The sequence below is a fragment of the Henriciella sp. AS95 genome, from assembly GCF_038900055.1.
Lineage (GTDB): Bacteria > Pseudomonadota > Alphaproteobacteria > Caulobacterales > Hyphomonadaceae > Henriciella.
The window spans coordinates 1,175,821-1,193,245 of sequence record NZ_JBBMQM010000001.1 but is presented as its reverse complement, the minus strand read 5'-3'; the positions used below and the strand labels follow the sequence as shown (position 1 = coordinate 1,193,245).

17 protein-coding genes and 1 tRNA gene are annotated in these 17,425 nt (G+C 58.6%); 8 read left to right on the top strand and 10 right to left on the bottom strand.

Annotation, left to right across the window (positions count from 1 at the left end; genetic code table 11):
- The first annotated feature begins 75 nt into the window (after positions 1 to 75).
- Positions 76 to 750, top strand: a complete 675-nt coding sequence (locus tag WNY37_RS05955; RefSeq protein WP_342972543.1) for a hypothetical protein — start codon at positions 76 to 78, stop codon at positions 748 to 750.
- On the opposite strand, the gene WNY37_RS05950 is transcribed toward WNY37_RS05955, so the two are convergent.
- The 3 genes from WNY37_RS05950 to WNY37_RS05940 all read right to left on the bottom strand — a co-directional run bounded on the left by WNY37_RS05950 (position 747) and on the right by WNY37_RS05940 (position 4,869).
- Complete coding sequence (locus WNY37_RS05950) at positions 747 to 1,970, bottom strand: MFS transporter (RefSeq protein ID WP_342972542.1); 1,224 nt, start codon at positions 1,968 to 1,970, stop codon at positions 747 to 749. The genes WNY37_RS05955 and WNY37_RS05950 overlap by 4 nt on opposite strands.
- 203 nt (positions 1,971 to 2,173) lie before the next feature.
- Positions 2,174 to 3,727: a caspase family protein gene (locus WNY37_RS05945; RefSeq protein WP_342972541.1), complete on the bottom strand. Its 1,554-nt coding sequence runs from the start codon at positions 3,725 to 3,727 to the stop codon at positions 2,174 to 2,176.
- Between the two features lie 92 nt (positions 3,728 to 3,819).
- A complete protein-coding gene (locus WNY37_RS05940; protein WP_342972540.1) occupies positions 3,820 to 4,869 on the bottom strand; it encodes an acyltransferase family protein in 1,050 nt (349 codons plus the stop codon).
- 253 nt (positions 4,870 to 5,122) lie between these two features.
- Between WNY37_RS05940 and WNY37_RS05935 the strand changes: the two genes are divergently transcribed.
- The 5 genes from WNY37_RS05935 to WNY37_RS05915 all read left to right on the top strand — a co-directional run bounded on the left by WNY37_RS05935 (position 5,123) and on the right by WNY37_RS05915 (position 8,869).
- Positions 5,123 to 5,818: a response regulator transcription factor gene (locus WNY37_RS05935; protein WP_342972539.1), complete on the top strand. Its 696-nt coding sequence runs from the start codon at positions 5,123 to 5,125 to the stop codon at positions 5,816 to 5,818.
- A 167-nt stretch (positions 5,819 to 5,985) separates the two neighbouring features.
- Positions 5,986 to 6,450 carry a peptidylprolyl isomerase gene (locus tag WNY37_RS05930; protein WP_342972538.1) on the top strand — a complete coding sequence of 155 codons (465 nt, stop codon included), beginning with the start codon at positions 5,986 to 5,988 and terminating at the stop codon, positions 6,448 to 6,450.
- Positions 6,451 to 6,482: 32 nt separating this feature from the next.
- Positions 6,483 to 8,093, top strand: a complete 1,611-nt coding sequence (locus WNY37_RS05925) for a stimulus-sensing domain-containing protein (RefSeq protein WP_342972537.1) — start codon at positions 6,483 to 6,485, stop codon at positions 8,091 to 8,093.
- Between the two features lie 78 nt (positions 8,094 to 8,171).
- Complete coding sequence (locus WNY37_RS05920; protein ID WP_342974874.1) at positions 8,172 to 8,576, top strand: PTS sugar transporter subunit IIA; 405 nt, start codon at positions 8,172 to 8,174, stop codon at positions 8,574 to 8,576.
- A complete protein-coding gene (locus tag WNY37_RS05915; RefSeq protein WP_342972536.1) occupies positions 8,573 to 8,869 on the top strand; it encodes an HPr family phosphocarrier protein in 297 nt (98 codons plus the stop codon). Before WNY37_RS05920 ends, WNY37_RS05915 begins: the two co-directional genes overlap by 4 nt.
- Positions 8,870 to 8,874: 5 nt before the next feature.
- Here WNY37_RS05915 and WNY37_RS05910 read toward each other — a convergent pair whose 3' ends face one another.
- From WNY37_RS05910 to WNY37_RS05885, 6 genes are all read right to left on the bottom strand, one after another.
- Positions 8,875 to 10,326, bottom strand: coding sequence for an SLC13 family permease (locus tag WNY37_RS05910; RefSeq protein ID WP_342972535.1), 1,452 nt, complete (start codon positions 10,324 to 10,326; stop codon positions 8,875 to 8,877).
- A gap of 70 nt (positions 10,327 to 10,396) precedes the next feature.
- Entirely contained in the window at positions 10,397 to 11,524 is a 1,128-nt protein-coding gene (gene proB, locus WNY37_RS05905; protein WP_342974873.1) for a glutamate 5-kinase, read from the bottom strand.
- The gene (obgE, locus tag WNY37_RS05900) at positions 11,512 to 12,552 is read right to left on the bottom strand and encodes a GTPase ObgE (RefSeq protein ID WP_342972534.1); all 1,041 of its coding nucleotides are present in this window, start codon (positions 12,550 to 12,552) and stop codon (positions 11,512 to 11,514) included. The genes proB and obgE overlap by 13 nt, the downstream gene beginning before the upstream one ends.
- Before the next feature lie 9 nt (positions 12,553 to 12,561).
- Positions 12,562 to 13,089 carry a GNAT family N-acetyltransferase gene (locus WNY37_RS05895; RefSeq protein WP_342972533.1) on the bottom strand — a complete coding sequence of 176 codons (528 nt, stop codon included), beginning with the start codon at positions 13,087 to 13,089 and terminating at the stop codon, positions 12,562 to 12,564.
- Positions 13,090 to 13,225: 136 nt separating this feature from the next.
- Positions 13,226 to 13,495, bottom strand: coding sequence for a 50S ribosomal protein L27 (rpmA, locus tag WNY37_RS05890; RefSeq protein WP_342972532.1), 270 nt, complete (start codon positions 13,493 to 13,495; stop codon positions 13,226 to 13,228).
- A gap of 42 nt (positions 13,496 to 13,537) precedes the next feature.
- Positions 13,538 to 14,272, bottom strand: a complete 735-nt coding sequence (locus WNY37_RS05885) for a 50S ribosomal protein L21 (protein ID WP_342972531.1) — start codon at positions 14,270 to 14,272, stop codon at positions 13,538 to 13,540.
- A gap of 163 nt (positions 14,273 to 14,435) precedes the next feature.
- On the opposite strand from WNY37_RS05885, the gene WNY37_RS05880 reads away from it, so the two are divergent.
- Together WNY37_RS05880 and WNY37_RS05875 are read left to right on the top strand one after the other, a co-directional pair.
- A tRNA-Ser gene (locus WNY37_RS05880) sits at positions 14,436 to 14,525 on the top strand.
- 414 nt (positions 14,526 to 14,939) lie between these two features.
- Positions 14,940 to 16,097, top strand: a complete 1,158-nt coding sequence (locus WNY37_RS05875; protein WP_342972530.1) for an NAD-dependent epimerase/dehydratase family protein — start codon at positions 14,940 to 14,942, stop codon at positions 16,095 to 16,097.
- Here the strand turns inward: WNY37_RS05875 and WNY37_RS05870 are convergent.
- Positions 16,094 to 17,407 (bottom strand): MFS transporter, encoded by a 1,314-nt coding sequence (locus tag WNY37_RS05870; protein WP_342972529.1) that lies wholly within the window; start codon positions 17,405 to 17,407, stop codon positions 16,094 to 16,096. The genes WNY37_RS05875 and WNY37_RS05870 overlap by 4 nt on opposite strands.
- Positions 17,408 to 17,425: the final 18 nt, after the last annotated feature.

The window sequence follows — 17,425 nt, the reverse complement described above, 5'->3', positions numbered from 1 at the left end:
GTTCATCCCCTCATCTTGCAAAATTGCGCGAACCAGCCCCAACTTCCCTGATCCTGTGGGAGGGACGTGGAGAGCATGGCAAGACGCCCAAAGGCCGGTGAGCCCTTTTTTCAGTATTTCAGCCTGTTCCTGCTGCTGCTTGCCCTGGTCGGTCTCGGCGGGCGGGCAGCGTTCGATTATACAAACGACTCTCAACCGCCCCTCCCGGTCGTCGCGCATGCCATCTTCATGCTGACCTGGTATGCGCTCGTTGCGTTTCAGGCGACACTCATCCGCGGTCACAACATGATCCGGCACAAGCGGTTTGGTGTCCTCAGTCTCGCAGTGGCCGGCGGACTCATCTATACCGGCGCCTACGCCGCCGGTCGCCACTTCCTGATCCATGAAGACCCCTATGCCGTGCTCGCCAGCGCCCAGACCGTCGTCTCGTTTGCGATCCTGTACCTGCTCGGCTTCATCGGGCGGCGCGTGCCGCGCGCTCACAAGCGCTTCATGATCTACGCCAGCATCTCTGTCCTGCCGCCAGCCCTTATCGGCCTGCTCGCATCAATGGGCCTTTCCGGCCTGTTTGTTCTGCCGCTCTGGATTCTGATGATCCTTGTCCCGGTCCTGTATGATTGGCGCAAGAATAAGACGGTCTACGCTTCGACCTCTATCAGCGCGGCTTTCCTCATCGTCGGCCTGATCGTGGCCGTCACCGTCGGCCTGAACCCGGCCTGGGCGCATTATCTGGAAAGCATCAGAGCCTAGGACGCCTGGTCCGCGCCCCGGCCTTTCCACAACCAGGCGATCACGCAGAGGCTGAACATGGTCGCTGACATCCCCGCGGCAAGGACGGCGTTTCCGACCCAGCCAAACGCATCATAAACGGCCGTCCCCGCAGACGATGAAATCCCGCCGCCAGTGAACATGATCACAATGTACACCGTCATCAGGCGGGTGCGGATTTTTGGGTCGAGATTGAGGAAAGTCATGCGGCTGGAAATGTCGACGCCCGGCCCGACAAATGTCATCACCATGATCGGGATGATCAGGAGCCAGACACTGTGCCCCATCGGCCAGAGCAGACAGACGCCGAGGAAGTTCACTGACGCGAAAATCAGCCTCGCTTTGTAGGGCCCGATATTATCGGCCAGTTTTCCCAGCAAGGGTGTGGTGAAGAGGTTGAGGATCGAGAATGCCGCCAGATATCCGACCGTATCGACACCATAGCCCATGTCCGGCAGGTGTAGGCCAATCCCCATCCAGACCGACAGGAAGATGCCAAAGCCGAGCCCCTGGATCGAACCGGAAATCAGGATTTCCGGGTTCTGCCTGACGAGGCCGAACATCGAGAAAAGCAGGCTGAAATAGCTTTGCTTGGGCTGTTTATCGCTCCCGGCCTCACGCTCATCCATAATGAATGGCAGAAGCACCGACACGATCAGCATGAGGCCCGCAGCAAGGTAATAGACCGTCCGCCAGCCGAGCGTTTCAGCAATGACACCTGCACCCGCCCGCGCCACCAGAATGCCACCGATCACGCCGGTGGTCAGCGTCGCCGTAACCGCACCGAGCCTCGCCGGGTCGACCCGCTTGGACGCGTAGGTTGGCAACAGGTATGGCGCGATCGTGAAAAAGCCGAGAATCGTGGATGCCAGCGTGAACAGGCGAAAATCCTGCGCGAACGCCATGCCCGTGATCGACAGGAACTGCCCGGCCACGGTGAACGTCACCAGCTTGCGGTTTGAGATGCGGTCGCCCAGCGGCAGCAGCAACAAGACACCCAATGCGAGCGCAATCTGGTTCGCCCCCGGCACAATGCCGATGAGCCCCTGACCGACATCAAAGCCGCGAGCGACTTCAGAGATGATAGGATGGATGTAATAGGCGTTCGCCGTGACCACCGCCGAAGCGAGCGTGAGAAGCAGAACTTCGCTTCGCGAGAGACGACGCTCGGGCATGGAGGATGGCGGCGATGTGCTTTCCATGACGTCCTGACCCCGGCACTCAAATGCAAGGCCCTGACATAATTTGGTTCACGCCTGAAGCAATATTGACTCTACGCGACCCTTTCGAGCGCTGGGCCGGCATTGACCTGTAATCGGCCCGGTATCGGCCCGTAATCGGCCTAAAATCGGCCTAAGATCGGCCTGTCCAAACCGAGCTGAAATGACCGAAATTCCCAGAGGATTTATTCCAGTAACTGGACCATGGCGTAGCGGTTCATTGCCTTCTCATCGATACCGAAACCAGGGTCCTGCAGGGGCCGGTGCTTTCCATAATTCTGATAGGATTCAAAGGCTTCCTGAGGCACGCCCTGCGCCACCAAATAGGCTTCCACTGCCTTCGCCCGTTCCCGGCAGATACTCAGCTTCATCTCATCGCCCGAACAGCCTGAAACGACCCGTATGGTGCCGTTTTCAGCGTGCCCAGACGCCGAATAATCTGCAAATAATTCAAGGTGCTCAGCCGCTTCCGGCGTGATCTCTGCGGACTCGAAACCGAAAAAGACAAACAGGTCATCATCAAGCCGCGAGAATTCCGGGGCACCATCACTGGTCCGTGTCATAAAGGCTGCCTTCGCCGCCGTTTGCATGACATCTTTGCGCCAGGGTGAGACCATGTCACCGATCAGCGTATCGACGCCCAGTATCGCTTTCACCTGCCCCTCTGTAAGCGCGACGCTTTCCGGCTCTTCCTGGCTTTCAGAGGGATCGATGATCTCGCCCTCACTGTTGTAGCCACGGGAGATGTCGACGTCGCCAGGCGCATCCAGGGACTCCGATGGATCGGTGAGGGACGCGCCCTCCTCATCACTCAGGGCTTCCATCTCGGTTGGGTCCGGCGCCTCCAATTGGCGAAGGCGAGTTTCCACCAGTGACCGGCTTTTTGTGTTCGGGAAAGCCGCCAGAAAACTCTTCAGCACGCCCGGGCTCTCTGACGTGAGAGACGCCATCAAAGCCGCCGCTTCAGCTTTTTCACCCTCATCGGCGTCGCACCCGGCAAAACAGTAGTCCTGCGTCCCGCGAAGGCCACTTTCGACCCATGGCTGTTGGCGATAGCCCGTGCGTTGCTCCACCCGCGTCGCCACCCGCCGGAACAGCGTTTCAGCAGAGACTCCTGGCTGAGAGATAAGTTCGGACAGGGCCAGCGTGAACTCGCTGTTTCCGTCCACACCATCTTCTGCCACGGCGCCAGGCGCTGTCGAATAAGCGATCAGCGTTCCACGCACACGTCCGGCCGGTGCCAGCCCACCCGCGGTGCTGCGAACTGCAGCGGGCAAGGGATTATTGCGGCAGGCGTCAAGCACAATGAAGTTCGCTGCGTTGCCCGCATTTTCCAGATAGCGAAACAGCAATTCCAGACGCGGGGCATTGGCCCAGATGTCGGCCTCGTTATAGGCGACGAGGTCTGTCGGGATCAGATAGTTGAGGCCTTCGGACTGCACGCCATGGCCTGCAAAAAAGAAGAAGCCTGTCGCATCCGGACCGGCTTCCTTCAGCGCCGCGCCAAAATCAGCAAACGCCTGCTCCATGCCGTCCTCATCAGCGTTGAGGACCGTCATCACTTCGTAGTCGAGCCCTTCCAGCGCTGCCTTCATCAGGCGCGCATCACGCTCCGGGTTTTCCAAGGCCCAGCCGGGGGTTTCATATGTCGAATTACCAATGACGAGCGCAATTCGCGGCTCAGCCATCATCGGCAAGGCGAACAATCCGGCAAGTGCCGACGCGATCAGAATCCGCATAAAATCTCTCCCACCCGATGCAGACGCGCATCAGGCGGGAGGATAGGACAGTCCATGATGAACGGGCAAGTCGATTGCCGGTCCTGCAATATCTAGGTCGGATTAGGCTCGGCAATGCTTCCCGCAGCGGGCTTCGGCGTCTTACGCTGATCGAGGCGGAACATGGCCGGCCGGGTGTACAGGAAGTTCAGCGGCGTCGACTTGATCATCCAATGGAAGACCAGTGGCGAGGCAACACCAATCACCAGAACCAGCAGGCTGGCCGTGCCGATATCGGGAATGATCCCGGTCGACGCAAAGACTTTCTGCGCAACCTTCATGGGGATGAAGAATGTCAGGTAAATCACGATCGAGTTCTTGCCTGCATAACGGATGACCTCACCCACGCTGAAGCGCGCCATCAGAGACGCCACGGTGACGATGGCGAAAGCGCCTGCAAAGCCGAGAACCAGGCTGACACCGGGCAGTTCGCTCACGCCAAAGCTGACGATCGTGCCATTCCAGACGGCCCAGGCCAGAAGACCCGCAATGGCAACTTCAAAGTGGTTTGACACCTCTTTTGCGAATTTGAACACGAATGGCGCAAAGGCGTAGCCTGCAAAGAAGAAGACATACCAGTTCGCGAAACGGTTGGTGACAGACCAGCCGGTCTCGACGGCGCCGCGATAAAATGCTGCGTGCAGCAGAGCCGCGCCGAGGAAAACGGCGAACGGAGGCAGCTGGCGCACCAGACGGGTCACCACATAGAAAAACAGAAGTTGGTGGATGAACCACAGGCTGCTGGCCGGAAATATCAGCTGCTTCAGGAAAATCATCCCCACCGCAGCCGGATCATTCAGCAACAGATTTGCTTCGAATGCGACCGTCTGAAGCGCAAGCCACAGCACGTAGAAATAGGCGAAATGGACGACCTTGCGGTCAATATAGTCCCGGATCGGGCCATTGATCGACCGCGACAGGAAGAGACCTGCAATCATGAAAAAGTCCGGCATGCGGAACGGTTTGGCGAAGGCGACGACATCGTGCATCCATCCCGTACCATGTACCATGTGACCATAATTGATCGTGGAATGCATCATCACGACCAGGATGATGCAGATGCCTTTGCCGTAATCGACCCAGTTTACACGATTGTCGGTCATTTTCGCTGTCCTCGGAACTATCCTGACAGGCGAAATGCAAGTTCCGTGCACAATTCTCGAGGAGTATCCGTTAACAATTGTGGCAATCTGAAACACGGAATGCCTTCAAATCGTCTTCGTCCCCGCCAAGCTCTGCCACACCTGCAGTCTTCACTAATCCTTGACCGGGGGTTCCGGCATGGAGAAAAGCATGGTTCAAGACACGATGTACAGACAACCTGGCTCAGCCGGATTGGGTTTGAAGGAGGCAGCAATGGCGACGATCGCCCTGGTGGATGATGACGAGAACATCGTGGCATCGCTGAAAATGTTTTTTGAGGCGGAAGGCTATACCGTCAAAACCTACCATGATGGACTTGCCGCCCTGTCAGGCTTGACCGAAACGCCGCCTGATCTCGCCATTCTTGACGTCAAGATGCCCAAAATGGACGGTATGGAATTGCTGCGCCGCCTGCGCCAGACGTCTGAATTGCCCGTTATTTTTCTCACCTCCAAGGATGAAGAGATCGACGAGGTGATCGGCTTCAACATCGGTGCTGATGATTTTGTTCGGAAGCCCTGCTCCAACCGGTTGCTCTCAGAGCGCGTCAAAGCGGTTCTGCGTCGCTCGCGCGCCGGTGAGCCTGGCAATGAGGAAACCGACCAGAAACCGATCGTTCGCGGTCGTCTGACGCTTGACCCGAACCGCCATGCCTGCTCGTGGGATGGTGACCCGGTGCGTCTCACCGTTACTGAATTCCTGATCCTGCAGTCGCTGGCGCAGCGGCCCGGCTATGTGAAGTCACGCGACCAGCTTATGGACGCAGCCTATGACGATCAGATCTACGTCGATGACCGCACTATCGACAGCCACATCAAGCGCCTTCGCAAGAAGTTTCGCGAAGTCGACGATGAGTTTGACGCGATCGAGACGCTTTATGGCGTCGGTTATCGTTACAATGAAAGCTGATATTCTGGCCGCCCAATCGGGCGGCCACTTATTTTGTCTGACACACCGATAGCAACACACCCGGCTTGCAAGGCGCGCGTTTGGCGCACATCTCCTGAGTTCCCTTTTGCCTGCCTGTGCGTTAGGCGGGACAACAAGAAAACTGCTGAACAAGGAAAGGCCGCATTATGGCTGACGCTGAAAATACGATCCTCATGGAAACAACTCAGGGCCCGGTAAAGATCGAGCTTCGCCCAGACCTCGCGCCACAACATGTTGAGCGTATCAAAGAGCTGGCCCGCGAAGGCTTCTACGATGGCATCGTCTTCCACCGTGTGATCGATGGCTTCATGGCGCAAGCCGGTTGCCCGAATGGCACCGGTACCGGCGGCTCTGACAAGCCGGACCTGGCGCAGGAGTTCAACAATGAGCCGCATGTTCGCGGCACGTGCTCGATGGCGCGTACGAACAATCCGAACTCGGCCAACTCTCAATTCTTCATCTGCTTCGATGATGCCAGCTTCCTCAACCGCCAGTACACAGTGTGGGGCAAGGTCACGGACGGCATGGACAATATCGACAAGCTGAAGCGCGGTGAGCCTGTCCGCAATCCAGATTCGATCGTATCGATGAAAGTCGAAGCCGACGCATAGGGCGTTCGTGCAGGCAGACGACAGGTCGGCGCATGGCAAGGCAGGATAAAAGCAAAAGGGAATTCCGGGAGGGGAGCAAGCGGCTCGTCGGCTCGCGTATCGCCCGGCTTATCTTTGCATCCAACCTCGCCGGCCTTGCCATTCTGATCATCGGCGCAATGGTGCTGAACGAGATGCGGGCGAGCTTCGTCGTCGCCAAGAAACAAGACCTGATCGGACAGGCGCAGGTCTTTTCAAACCTGCTGGCCGAAGGCGCAACCTTTGGCCAGCCACAACCTGTCATGGACGAAGAACTCGCGCGCGCAACGCTTGCGGACCTGTCCTTGCCGGTGTCGGTTCGCGGCAAGGTATATGGGCCGGATGTCGATCTGATTGGCGATAGCTATTTCCTGTCTGATCGCGTGATCGTTTCAGCGCTTCCGCCTATTCAGGAGCCAAGCCAGTTATCGCGGTGGGGCCGGTCGCTGTCGGAATGGGCTGTCTCCACGTTCGGAGCGCTTGTACCAAATCGCGGCGGCGATGCCGTGCGCACGCAAACTTTCGAGGAAGAATTCGCTGTTGCCCTCGATGGCGGCGAAGCGGCAAGCCAGCGCTTTAATGACCGTGGCCAGCGCATCATCTCAGTGTCGGTCCCGGTGCAACACGTTTCGGCGGTTGTCGGCGTCCTGACGCTCGAATCCAACGATATCGACGATATCATTCGCGCCGAACGAGCGGCCCTCATACCCTTTATCGGCGTCGCTGTGCTGGTGGCGCTTATTACCTCAGCTTTGCTCACCTTGGGCATCGCTCGCCCACTGCGCCGGCTCTCCAGGGCGGCCGATGACGTTCGCTCCGGATCCACGCAACAGCTTGATCTGCCCAACATTACGCGCCGCCGCGATGAGATTGGCGCTCTCGCAAGCTCGATGGAAGCGATGACGGAGGCCTTGTTTGAACGCATCACCTCCAATGAACGTTTCGCGGCTGATGTCGCGCACGAGCTGAAAAACCCGCTAACCTCCATTCGCTCAGCCGTCGAAACCGCTGAGCGGGTGCAGGACAACCCCGAAGCCATGCAGAAACTTCACAAGGTGATCGCTCAGGACGTCGGGCGTCTCGACCGGCTGATCACCGACATTTCCAATGCCTCGCGCCTGGAGGCTGAAATCACGCGCGTGCCGACCGAAGCGCTTAACATTTCCCGCTTCGTTTCGGACATTGTCTCCACCTACGAACACATCGGTCTGGATGAGGACATGCCGTCTGTCGCGTTTGATGACCAGACCATGGGTGCCGGCCTTCGTGTGCGCGGCCGCGAAGGTCCGCTCGGCCAGGTCATCCGCAATCTCATCGACAATGCGATATCCTTCTCACCCAGGCATGGCACAGTGTCTGTTCGCATCGAGCAGGGACGGGACGGCCCACAGACGACCGCTCGTGTTATCGTCGAAGACGAAGGTCCAGGCATTCCGGACGACAAGCTGGAGAAGATTTTCGACCGCTTCTATACGGACCGCCCAAAAGGCTCGGCCTTCGGCAAGAATTCCGGTCTCGGCCTGTCTATCGTGCGTCAGATCGTGACAACTCACATGGGCAGCGTCAGCGCGGAAAACCGCGCACAGGGTGGCGCGCGCTTCATCGTGGAGCTCCCTGCGACCTGACCAAGACGGCAATTTATTCTTGACGTACCGCCGATGTCTGTCAGCATTCTGACGATAGGGGCTGTAGGTAGAGAAGACATGATCGGCATTGTGGTCGTCAGTCACGGTAAACTGGCGCGTGAACTCGTCAGAGCCACCGAGCACGTCGTTGGCGAGCAGGACTATTTCCGATCGATTTCAATTGAGGCCGAAGACGACATCGACGCGCGCCGGGAACAGATCCGCGAAACCGTCGCCGCCTGTAATACCGGCAAGGGCGTCATCATCGTTACCGACATGTTTGGTGGGACACCTTCAAATCTCGCCATTTCGGTCATGCCAGATGCGAAGATTGAAGTGATCGCGGGGGTAAATCTGCCCATGTTGATCAAGCTGATCGAAGTCCGCGAGCATTCGAAGCTGGACGAAGCGGCCAGCGTTGGTCGCGACGCGGGACAGAAATATATCCGCATTGCTTCAGAAGTAATGGGTCAGACGGCTTGACTGAAAATACAACGAGCATCGAACGGCGTGTTCGTATCGTGAACCGCAAGGGGCTGCACGCTCGTGCATCTGCCAAACTCGCCCGTTTGGCGGCAACGCTGCCAGCGGACGTTTATGTTCTGCGGAACGGCGATGTTGCGAACGCCATATCAATCATGGATTTGCTCATGCTGGCGGCCCATCAAGGCAGCGAAGTCGACATAAAGGCGAGCGGGCGTGAGGCTGAGGCTGCTGTCGATGCTGTTGCGGCGCTCATCGCCGACGGCTTCGGCGAGAGCGATGAAGACGACTGATTAGCCTACAACACCATCGGTGCGATCCAGAACCCGATTGCCGTGATGATCACAATACCGGCCATGTTGATGGCAAAGCCGCGCTTGACCATGTCCTCCACAGAAACATGCCCCGTCGCATAACCAATCGCGTTGGGCGCCGTGGCAACAGGCAGCATGAAAGCACAGGACGCCGCCACAGCTGCCGGTGCCAGCAAGGCTTCTGCAGGCAATCCAACCGCAGCCGAAAGCGCGCCCAGAACCGGCGCGAGCGTGGTCATTGTCGCGACATTGCTTGTGACTTCGGTCAGGAAAATCACCAAGAGCACCACTGCGCCGACAAAGAAAAGCGGCGGCAAGGTATTGAGAACGCCCAACTGCTCGCCGATCCACTCAGATAGTCCGGTCGTCTTGATAACCTGGCCAAGGCTGATGCCGCCTCCGAACAGCAGGATCACGCCCCAAGGCAGGTCCTCCGCCTCCTTCCATGTCAGCAGGCCGCGGCCACGTCCCGGTCCGGCGGGCACGAGAAACACAAACACAGCGCCGGCCATGGCAATCGACATGTCTGTGAGCGCAGCCAAGGGCAGAATATCGTTGGCCGTTCCAATCGAGTTGATGAACGGGCGAAGGATCCACAAGAGAGCGACCGCGCCGAACACGAGAGCAACGCGGGTTTCCGGCGCGCTCATCTTGCCCAATTCGTCGAGCTGCCGGCGAAACCTGGAGACGGCGGCTCTGCCATGCTCCAGCTTCGGCATATTGCGCGTCACAACAAACCATGCGGTCGGCAATAGAAGAAGCAGCGCTGGTATGCCGAACATCATCCAGGACGGAAAGGAGATGTCTGCGCCCGTATTTTGCCGCAACCAGTCAATGGCGATGAGATTGGTTGGCGTACTCACGGGGGTCGTCACACCGCCGATCGAGGCGGCATAAACCACGCCCAGGATGACAGCGACGTCAAATGTTCCAGTCTTGTCGCCAATCATCGCGGCAGCCGACACCGCAATCGGGATCATCATGAGGGTCGTTGCGGTGTTTGAAATGCCGATCGACAGCGCGGCCGTGGCCACCATGAACCCTCCGACCAGCGTCGCTGGGCCACTGCCAGATCTCGAAACGATGTTCAGCGCAATCCGCGTATGCAGATTCCAGACTTCCACACCGCGCGCTATGATAAAGCCGCCCAGCAGCAGCATGATGATCGGGCTGGAATAGCCCGCCGCCGCCTCGACTGGCGAACCTGCTCCAATCAGTGGGACAATGACCAATGGTAAAAGCGCAGTTGCGGCGATGGGGATAGGTTCCGTTATCCACCAGACCGCCATCCAGACCAGCAGGCAGAATGTGTACCAGGCAGGATAGTTGAGGTCCGGACTGTCAGGCGAAAGAACCAGGCCTTCTGGCGGCCCGACCAGCCCCAGCCCGATCGCGATCAGAGGCCCGAGGGCCAGCCCGATCCGCTTGATTGACATGACGTTTTCTCCCATTGGCGCGCAATGGGCCAGCATGAGCCAGTAACGTCAAGAAATTTTCGATGGGTGGCTATCGTTCCAGAACGAGATCATCACGGTGGATGATGGCAGGGCGTCCACGGTAGCCAAGTCGAACTTCAATGTCTTCGCTTCTGAGGCCGGCAATCCGCTGAACATCCGCTGCATCATATGCCGTTACGCCCTTGGCGACAGTTTGGCCTGACTGGTCCCGAATCGCGACTGCAGCCCCCTTTTCGAACCGGCCATCTACGCTGGACACGCCGACTGCCAGCAGACTTGATCCGCCCCTCAGAGCTGCGATAGCGCCGTCATCAACGATAATGGCACCTTCCGGCGTGAGATGTCCCTGAAGCCAGGTCTGCCGCGCCGTCGCCGGCGAAACGGGTGGGATGATCCAGGTTGCCCGCTCCCCCGCAGCCAGCGCGCCGATAGGATTGACCCGATCGCCAAGCGTAATCGCTGTTGCACAACCAGCGCCAAAAGCAATTCTTGCGGCGGCAAGCTTGGTCGCCATGCCGCCGGACCCGACACCCGCGCTATCATTGGCATCGCCCGCCATCGCATCATGCTCTTCCGTGAGCTCTGTCAGATGCCCGATATGTTCTGCCCCCGCATCCTTGCGCGGATCAGCCGTGTATAGTCCATCAATGTCGGACAGCAGGATGAGGACATCGGCGCTCAACATCTGAGCCACGCGGGCCGCGAGCCGATCATTGTCGCCGTAGCGGATTTCGTCCGTCGCCACGGTGTCATTCTCATTGATGACCGGCACGGCCCCCGCCGAAAGAAGCGTGTCGAGCGTGGCGCGTGCATTCAGCCAGCGGCGACGGCGCTCTGTGTCCTCAAGCGTCAGCAGCGCCTGGGCAACGCGGATGTCGTGCGGCTCGAAAGCCTCTGCAATCGAGGCGATCAGGCGAGGCTGACCGAAGGCGGCAGCGGCCTGCTTTTCCTCCAGCTTTTTCGGCTTGCCGATGCCAAGCGCCGTCCTGCCGAGCGCGACAGCACCTGATGATACCAGGACCACTTCCTTGCCTGACTGTTTGAGCCCGGCAATATCTCTGGCAAGTCCCGCCAGCCACTCACGCCGGGGCTCGCCCTGCGCCGCGATCAGGGCCGACCCGGTCTTGATGACAATCCGGTTCGCTTTTTCCAGAACGCCCTGCATCAGGGCTCCCAGCCTTCCTCTTCGGCCACGTCATCTTCTTCCATGGCGTCGAGGTGACCAAGCTCCTTCGCGATCAGGCCGAGCGCCTTTCGAACACCTGCGCCGGAAACCGAGGAAACTCTCAGCGGTTCATGTCCACAAGCGGCTTTCAGCTCGGCGGCCTGTTCGTCCACCATTTCCTCGGTCAGCGCATCGATCTTGGTCAGCGCAACGATTTCAGGCTTGGTCGCCATCTCAGGATCGTAATCTTCCAATTCCTTGCGGATGGTTTGCCAGGCTTCCCCAATATTGTCCTGCGTGCAGTCAACGAGATGCAAGAGGACGCGGCAGCGCTCAACATGGCCGAGGAAGCGGTGGCCGAGGCCGGCGCCTTCGGCTGCACCCTCAATGAGGCCCGGAATATCGGCCAGCACAAAGCGCGTGCCGGGGCCGAGATCGACGACGCCAAGGCCGGGATGAAGCGTGGTGAACGGGTAGTCCGCGACTTTTGGTTTGGCGGCTGTGGCCGCGCGCATGAAGGTCGACTTGCCGGCATTGGGCAGGCCCAGCAGACCGGCATCGGCGATGAGCTTGAGGCGCAGCCAGATTGTCCGCTCTTCGCCCTCCTCGCCCGGATTGGCACGGCGCGGGGCGCGGTTGGTTGAGGTCTTGAAGTGGAGATTGCCCCAGCCGCCATTGCCGCCGCGCGCCAGCATGACGCGCTGGCCGACTTCGGTCAGGTCAGCGATCATCGTCTCCTGGTCTTCCTCGAAGATCTGCGTGCCGACTGGCACCTTGATCACCTTATCGGCCCCACCCTTGCCATGACGCTGCTTTCCCATGCCATGCCCGCCGCGTTCGGCCTTGTGGTGTTGCTGGTAGCGATAGTCTATGAGCGTATTGAGGCCTTCAACGGCTTCGGCCCAGATATGGCCGCCGCGTCCACCATCGCCGCCATCCGGGCCGCCAAATTCGACATAGGCTTCGCGCCGGAAAGAAGAACTTCCGCGCCCGCCATCGCCGGCCTTGATGTAGATCTTCGTCTGGTCGAGGAATTTCATAAGCTGTCCTTACTGCGCCTTGGCGCGTCTGACCATGAAGATGTGGTCGATATGCGCGTGGCGCCCGAGGCAATAGACCGGCGCCTGGTGCGTCTTCGTAAAGCCGAGCTTTTCGAGCACTCGGCCTGAGGCGGGATTGTCGGCGAAATAGCCTGAGATGAGCTCATCACCGCGGCCATGCTCCTCGAGCCAGCCGATAAGGGCGCGGGCGGCTTCAGTGACATAGCCCTGCCCCCAATGCGCCGGCGCAAGCCAGTAGCCGATCTCGAAGGTCTCGCCCGCGCCGTTTCTATGCGCCGAGACGAGGCCGACGAGCGCGCCGTCCTTCTCGATGATGTAGATATGATCGGTATCGAGCACGCGCCCGCGCTGCGTCTTCAGGAGGAATGTCTCTGTCTGCTGTAGGGTCTGGCCGGCCGGGATGCGCGCGACCTTCTCATAGATGCGCGGATCGCCGACAAGGTCGGTAACCGCCTCTGCGTCCGAGACGCGAGGCTCGCGCAGGAGGAGCCGCTCTGTCCTGATTGCCTCGACCATGTCCGGTCATCCTTCCTTGGAACAGTGCCTTCCTGCCCGCTGCATAGCAAAAGGGGAGACAGCCACCTGTCTCCCCTTCGCAATTTCTTGTCCGGTTTGATCAAACGGTGGCAAGAAGCCCCGTTTGGCCCCGGCCTTATTCTGCAGCGTCAGCCATCGGGACGACCGACACATACTGACGGTCACCGCGCGAGCGCTTGAACTCGACCTTGCCTTCTTCAAGCGCGAAGAGGGTGTGGTCCTTGCCCATGCCGACACCCTTGCCTGGATAGGTCTTGGTGCCGCGCTGACGGATGATGATATTGCCGGGCACAACGTGCTGGCCGCCAAACTTCTTCACGCCGAGATATTTCGGGTTCGAATCGCGTCCGTTACGTGATGAACCGCCTGATTTCTTGTGTGCCATGAGGGCGTTCCTTCAATCTTTCCTTGAAGCCTATACCAGACTTCAGGCGTCCTTTGCCAGTTTCTTGGCCTGTTTGACCCATTCGTCACGCTCGATGCGTCCGCCGAGACCGGCCTCGTCATCAAGCTCAGACGCCTGCGTCTTGTTAAGGTCTGCAACCTGCCAGAAGTGGAAGATACCCGCTTCGTTGAGTTTCTTCTCCATGGCGGGGCCGACACCGGTGATCTCTTTGAGATCATCCTTCTTGCCTTCAGCCTTCTTCAGGCGACCGCGCTCGTCCGTCTTTGGCTTGGCGTCTGCTTTTGCCTCAGCCTTCGGTGCTGCTTCTTTCTTAGGAGCGGCCTCTTTCTTGGGAGCAGCTTCCTTTTTAGCAGCCGGCGCTTCCTTCTTAGGTGCAGCCTTGGCTTCGGTCTTCGGAGCGTCTTCTTTCTTAGGCGCAGCAGCCTTCTTCGCCGGGGCCTTCTTGCCGTCCGTCAGGATCGACGTGATCGTGACAACGCTTTCAAGCTGGCGGTGGCCTTTTTTGCGGCGATAGGTGTTGCGCTGACGCTTCTTCATGATCAGCTTCTTGTCGCCCTTGCGTTGGGCAGCAATCTCACCGACGACGCTCGCGCCCGACACGAGCGGTGCACCAACAGTGACGTTCTTGCCGTCGCCAAGCATCAGAACGTCAAAAGTGACATCTGCGCCAGCATCAGCAGCGAGTTTCTCGATGACAATCTCATCGCCTTCGGCGACTTTATACTGTTTGCCACCAGTCTTAATGACCGCGAACATGCCTCATCCTTCCGGAAGGTGAAATTAGTTTATTGTCCGCACGCGCACGGCGCCGGACATGAAGGCGCGGATAAACACTATCATCTGGCCCATGTCAAACCCCGATATGCATGAAATCCAGGGCTTGCGCCACTTCCCCGCACACGCTATCCCCCCGCCCCACGGAGAGGTGCTAGAGTGGTTGAATAGGCTAGTCTCGAAAACTAGTGAGCTCGCAAGGGCTCCGAGGGTTCGAATCCCTCTCTCTCCGCCACTTGGGCCCCTGATTTGAAGACCAGATCCGGGACGTCGCCAAATCGCCCGCCACTGGCGGGCTTTTTCATGGACTCGAGTCTCAGCGCGCCCGATTTTCCCTGCACCTCCCGCAATTTTCGTCGAAAGTCTCTAACCGCCATTTTCGTCAGATCTGCTAGAACTTGATCGCAGAATGCGGTTTACGAGAAACAGCTCAGCAGCTTCGATTTCGCCTCACAGCTCTGTTGCTCCCCCCTGTCTTTATTCGCCGACGCTACAATTTCCAATATTGCATAATATAAAAGAATTATGTTACTCATATCGGTAATATAATTATGGTGTCGTCGAGAGAAATTAGACCCACCCGAATAACGACCAAAAGCGACTTACACCGCCAAACGCTAGATCAAACGGTGAAGGATAAGAGGATAAAATGACAAAAGAAAAACGGATTCTTCTCGTAGGCGGCGGCGGACCGACGGGGCCCATTATCGTAAACTCCCTCATCGCTGAAGGACATGAGGTCTCGGTCATGAACACAGGACGTCACCCCGTCGAGTACGACGCGCCGGTCGAACGTATTATCGCAGACCCGAATTTCCTTGAGCCTGTACAGGATGTCGTGAGTGGTCGCTACTTTGACACAGTCATTGCATCGTACGGCCGACTGCGTTTCGTGGCGCAGGCCCTCACAGGTCATGTCGAACACTTTATTGGCGTGACCTCTACTTTCTATCCCAACTGGATCGATCCGCCAGCCACAATGCGCCCAAGTTCGGAAAGTGGCGTGGAGCGCGATTGGACAGCAACCTACCTTGATGAAGGTGGTGCCATGCCGCCTGAAACGCCGCTCGATCCGGTCGGAAAGTTCGGCCAACGTGTCGTCGAAACCGACACTGCGCTTCAGTGGGCTCATCGCCATGGTGACTTTATAGGGACCGTCCTGCGATATCCGAAAATTTATGGACCTCGCCAGCCTGGCGCCACGGAATGGAGCATCATCCGCCGTCTACTCGAGGGACGAGAGCGGATCATCGTTCCCGAAGGCGGCTTTCTGCTTCAAAGCATCCTCTATGCTGAAAACGCAGCTCGTATTGTTCTGGCAGCTGTTGCAGACCCCGACGCTTCAGGTGGCCAGATCTTCAATTGCGCCGATCCAGAACCAATCACGCTCCGCAAATGGATCCGTCTGATCGCTGAAACCATGGGCAAGACTGTCGACATGGTTTCAGCGCCGGCTGCAATCGCCAGGCCTGCCTGGCCATATGCGCGCTGGCCCCTAACAATTGGTCACCACATTCTTGATACCAGCAATCTGAACCGGCTGAACTATACGCCCGTAACAGCAACCACGGCGCTGCGTCGCACGGTAGAGTGGTACCTGGAAGATCCGAAAGAACGCGGCACAGCCGTGGAATCACAACTACGCGACACGTTCAGCTACGATTTGGAAGACCGCATTCTGGCGCAGTTAGACAAGGCGAAGTCCGAAATCGAGGCGATGGATTTCCCCGAATTCGATATGTCTCACTACTACGCGCATCCCAAAAGCGCTGACGACGGGAAACCGTCCAAGGAAACGTCCGCTTAAGTTGGCATGCTGCCGGCTGATGCCGACGCGGCGGGTCCGGTTTCCTCAGACCGGACTTCGCCGGTCATTTCGATATCCTTGCGGAGCGATCGGGCCGCGACGATATAGGCGATCATCGACAGGACACTTGCCAGCACGCCGGCCAGGAGTGCGAACCGCAGGGAATTCTCGCCGAGAGATGGGCGCAATACATCACTCACAAATCCGATCACGAGCGGGCCAAGACCGAGCCCGATCAAATTACCAATCAGCATCTGGATTGCCGCCGCCCTCGCCCGCATTCGGACGGGCGCGAGGGTCTGCACTGTTGCGATCAGCGGTCCGATGAAAACCATTCCCAGCGCCAGCGGAATAGCCAGCGCCCCGATGGCGAGCAAGCTGTTGTCGAGAATGATCACGATCGGCCAGAATGGCAGCGAGACGAGCGCTGCAATCGCCGGCACATACATGTTCCAGCGCATATCCTTCCGGCTGAGCCTGTCGGCAACAACACCGGAAAGGAAGGTGGCGGTGCCGCCGCCAAGCCCGACAAAGAGCGCCAGGATCAAGCCCACATCCGCAGGGTTCAGTCCATGTGACCGCATCAGAAAGGACGGCACGAACATCGTCACGCCGTAGCTAGCGAAAGCGCTGAGCCCGCCACCGATGATCAACCACAGGAAAGACTTGCGCTGCCAGAGTACCTTGACCGTATCGACAAGCGTCGGATTGTCGGGCTCATCGTCCTTACTGATGCGGAGAGGCTCTTTCACGAAGGCCATCAATATCAGTACGAGAACGAGCCCCGGCAATCCGGCCACGATAAAGGCCACCCTCCAGCCAAATTCCTGCGCGATCCAGCCGCCGCAGAAAAAGGCGATCATCAGCCCGACATTCACTCCGACTGCGTAGCCGGCCTGCGCCGTCGCGCGCTCATGAGGCCTGAACAAATCTGATATAAGCGACTGGGATGCTGGGCCGGTCCCTGCTTCCCCAACGCCGGTCAGAACGCGGGCGATCAGCAGTTGCCAGAACTGGGCGGCGAGCCCACAGGCTAGCGTCATCAGACTGAAAAATCCCAGCGACCAGGCGATCAGCCTCTTGCGACTGGTTCTGTCCGCCAACATGGCCAGCGGCACGCCCACGGTTGCGTAGAAAAGCGCGAAGGCTGGCCCGGCAAGCAGGCCGAGCACCGTATCGGACACGCCAAACTCAGCCTTGATCGGATCAAGCAGGATCGCGACGATCTGTCGATCAACGTAATTCACGCCGTAAATTGCGCTGAGAATGACGACAACGACGAACTTGTTCTGGTGCTGGGGGCCGGTCATCGGATTGCCGCTCGATTC

Coding starts and splice junctions, on each gene's coding strand:
- WNY37_RS05955 (WP_342972543.1), top strand. CDS start 76: ATGGCAAGACGCCCAAAGGCCGGTGAGCCCTTTTTTCAGTATTTCAGC.
- WNY37_RS05950 (WP_342972542.1), bottom strand. CDS start 1,970: ATGGAAAGCACATCGCCGCCATCCTCCATGCCCGAGCGTCGTCTCTCG.
- WNY37_RS05945 (WP_342972541.1), bottom strand. CDS start 3,727: ATGCGGATTCTGATCGCGTCGGCACTTGCCGGATTGTTCGCCTTGCCG.
- WNY37_RS05940 (WP_342972540.1), bottom strand. CDS start 4,869: ATGACCGACAATCGTGTAAACTGGGTCGATTACGGCAAAGGCATCTGC.
- WNY37_RS05935 (WP_342972539.1), top strand. CDS start 5,123: ATGGCGACGATCGCCCTGGTGGATGATGACGAGAACATCGTGGCATCG.
- WNY37_RS05930 (WP_342972538.1), top strand. CDS start 5,986: ATGGCTGACGCTGAAAATACGATCCTCATGGAAACAACTCAGGGCCCG.
- WNY37_RS05925 (WP_342972537.1), top strand. CDS start 6,483: ATGGCAAGGCAGGATAAAAGCAAAAGGGAATTCCGGGAGGGGAGCAAG.
- WNY37_RS05920 (WP_342974874.1), top strand. CDS start 8,172: ATGATCGGCATTGTGGTCGTCAGTCACGGTAAACTGGCGCGTGAACTC.
- WNY37_RS05910 (WP_342972535.1), bottom strand. CDS start 10,326: ATGTCAATCAAGCGGATCGGGCTGGCCCTCGGGCCTCTGATCGCGATC.
- obgE (WP_342972534.1), bottom strand. CDS start 12,552: ATGAAATTCCTCGACCAGACGAAGATCTACATCAAGGCCGGCGATGGC.
- WNY37_RS05895 (WP_342972533.1), bottom strand. CDS start 13,089: ATGGTCGAGGCAATCAGGACAGAGCGGCTCCTCCTGCGCGAGCCTCGC.
- rpmA (WP_342972532.1), bottom strand. CDS start 13,495: ATGGCACACAAGAAATCAGGCGGTTCATCACGTAACGGACGCGATTCG.
- WNY37_RS05885 (WP_342972531.1), bottom strand. CDS start 14,272: ATGTTCGCGGTCATTAAGACTGGTGGCAAACAGTATAAAGTCGCCGAA.
- WNY37_RS05875 (WP_342972530.1), top strand. CDS start 14,940: ATGACAAAAGAAAAACGGATTCTTCTCGTAGGCGGCGGCGGACCGACG.
- WNY37_RS05870 (WP_342972529.1), bottom strand. CDS start 17,407: ATGACCGGCCCCCAGCACCAGAACAAGTTCGTCGTTGTCGTCATTCTC.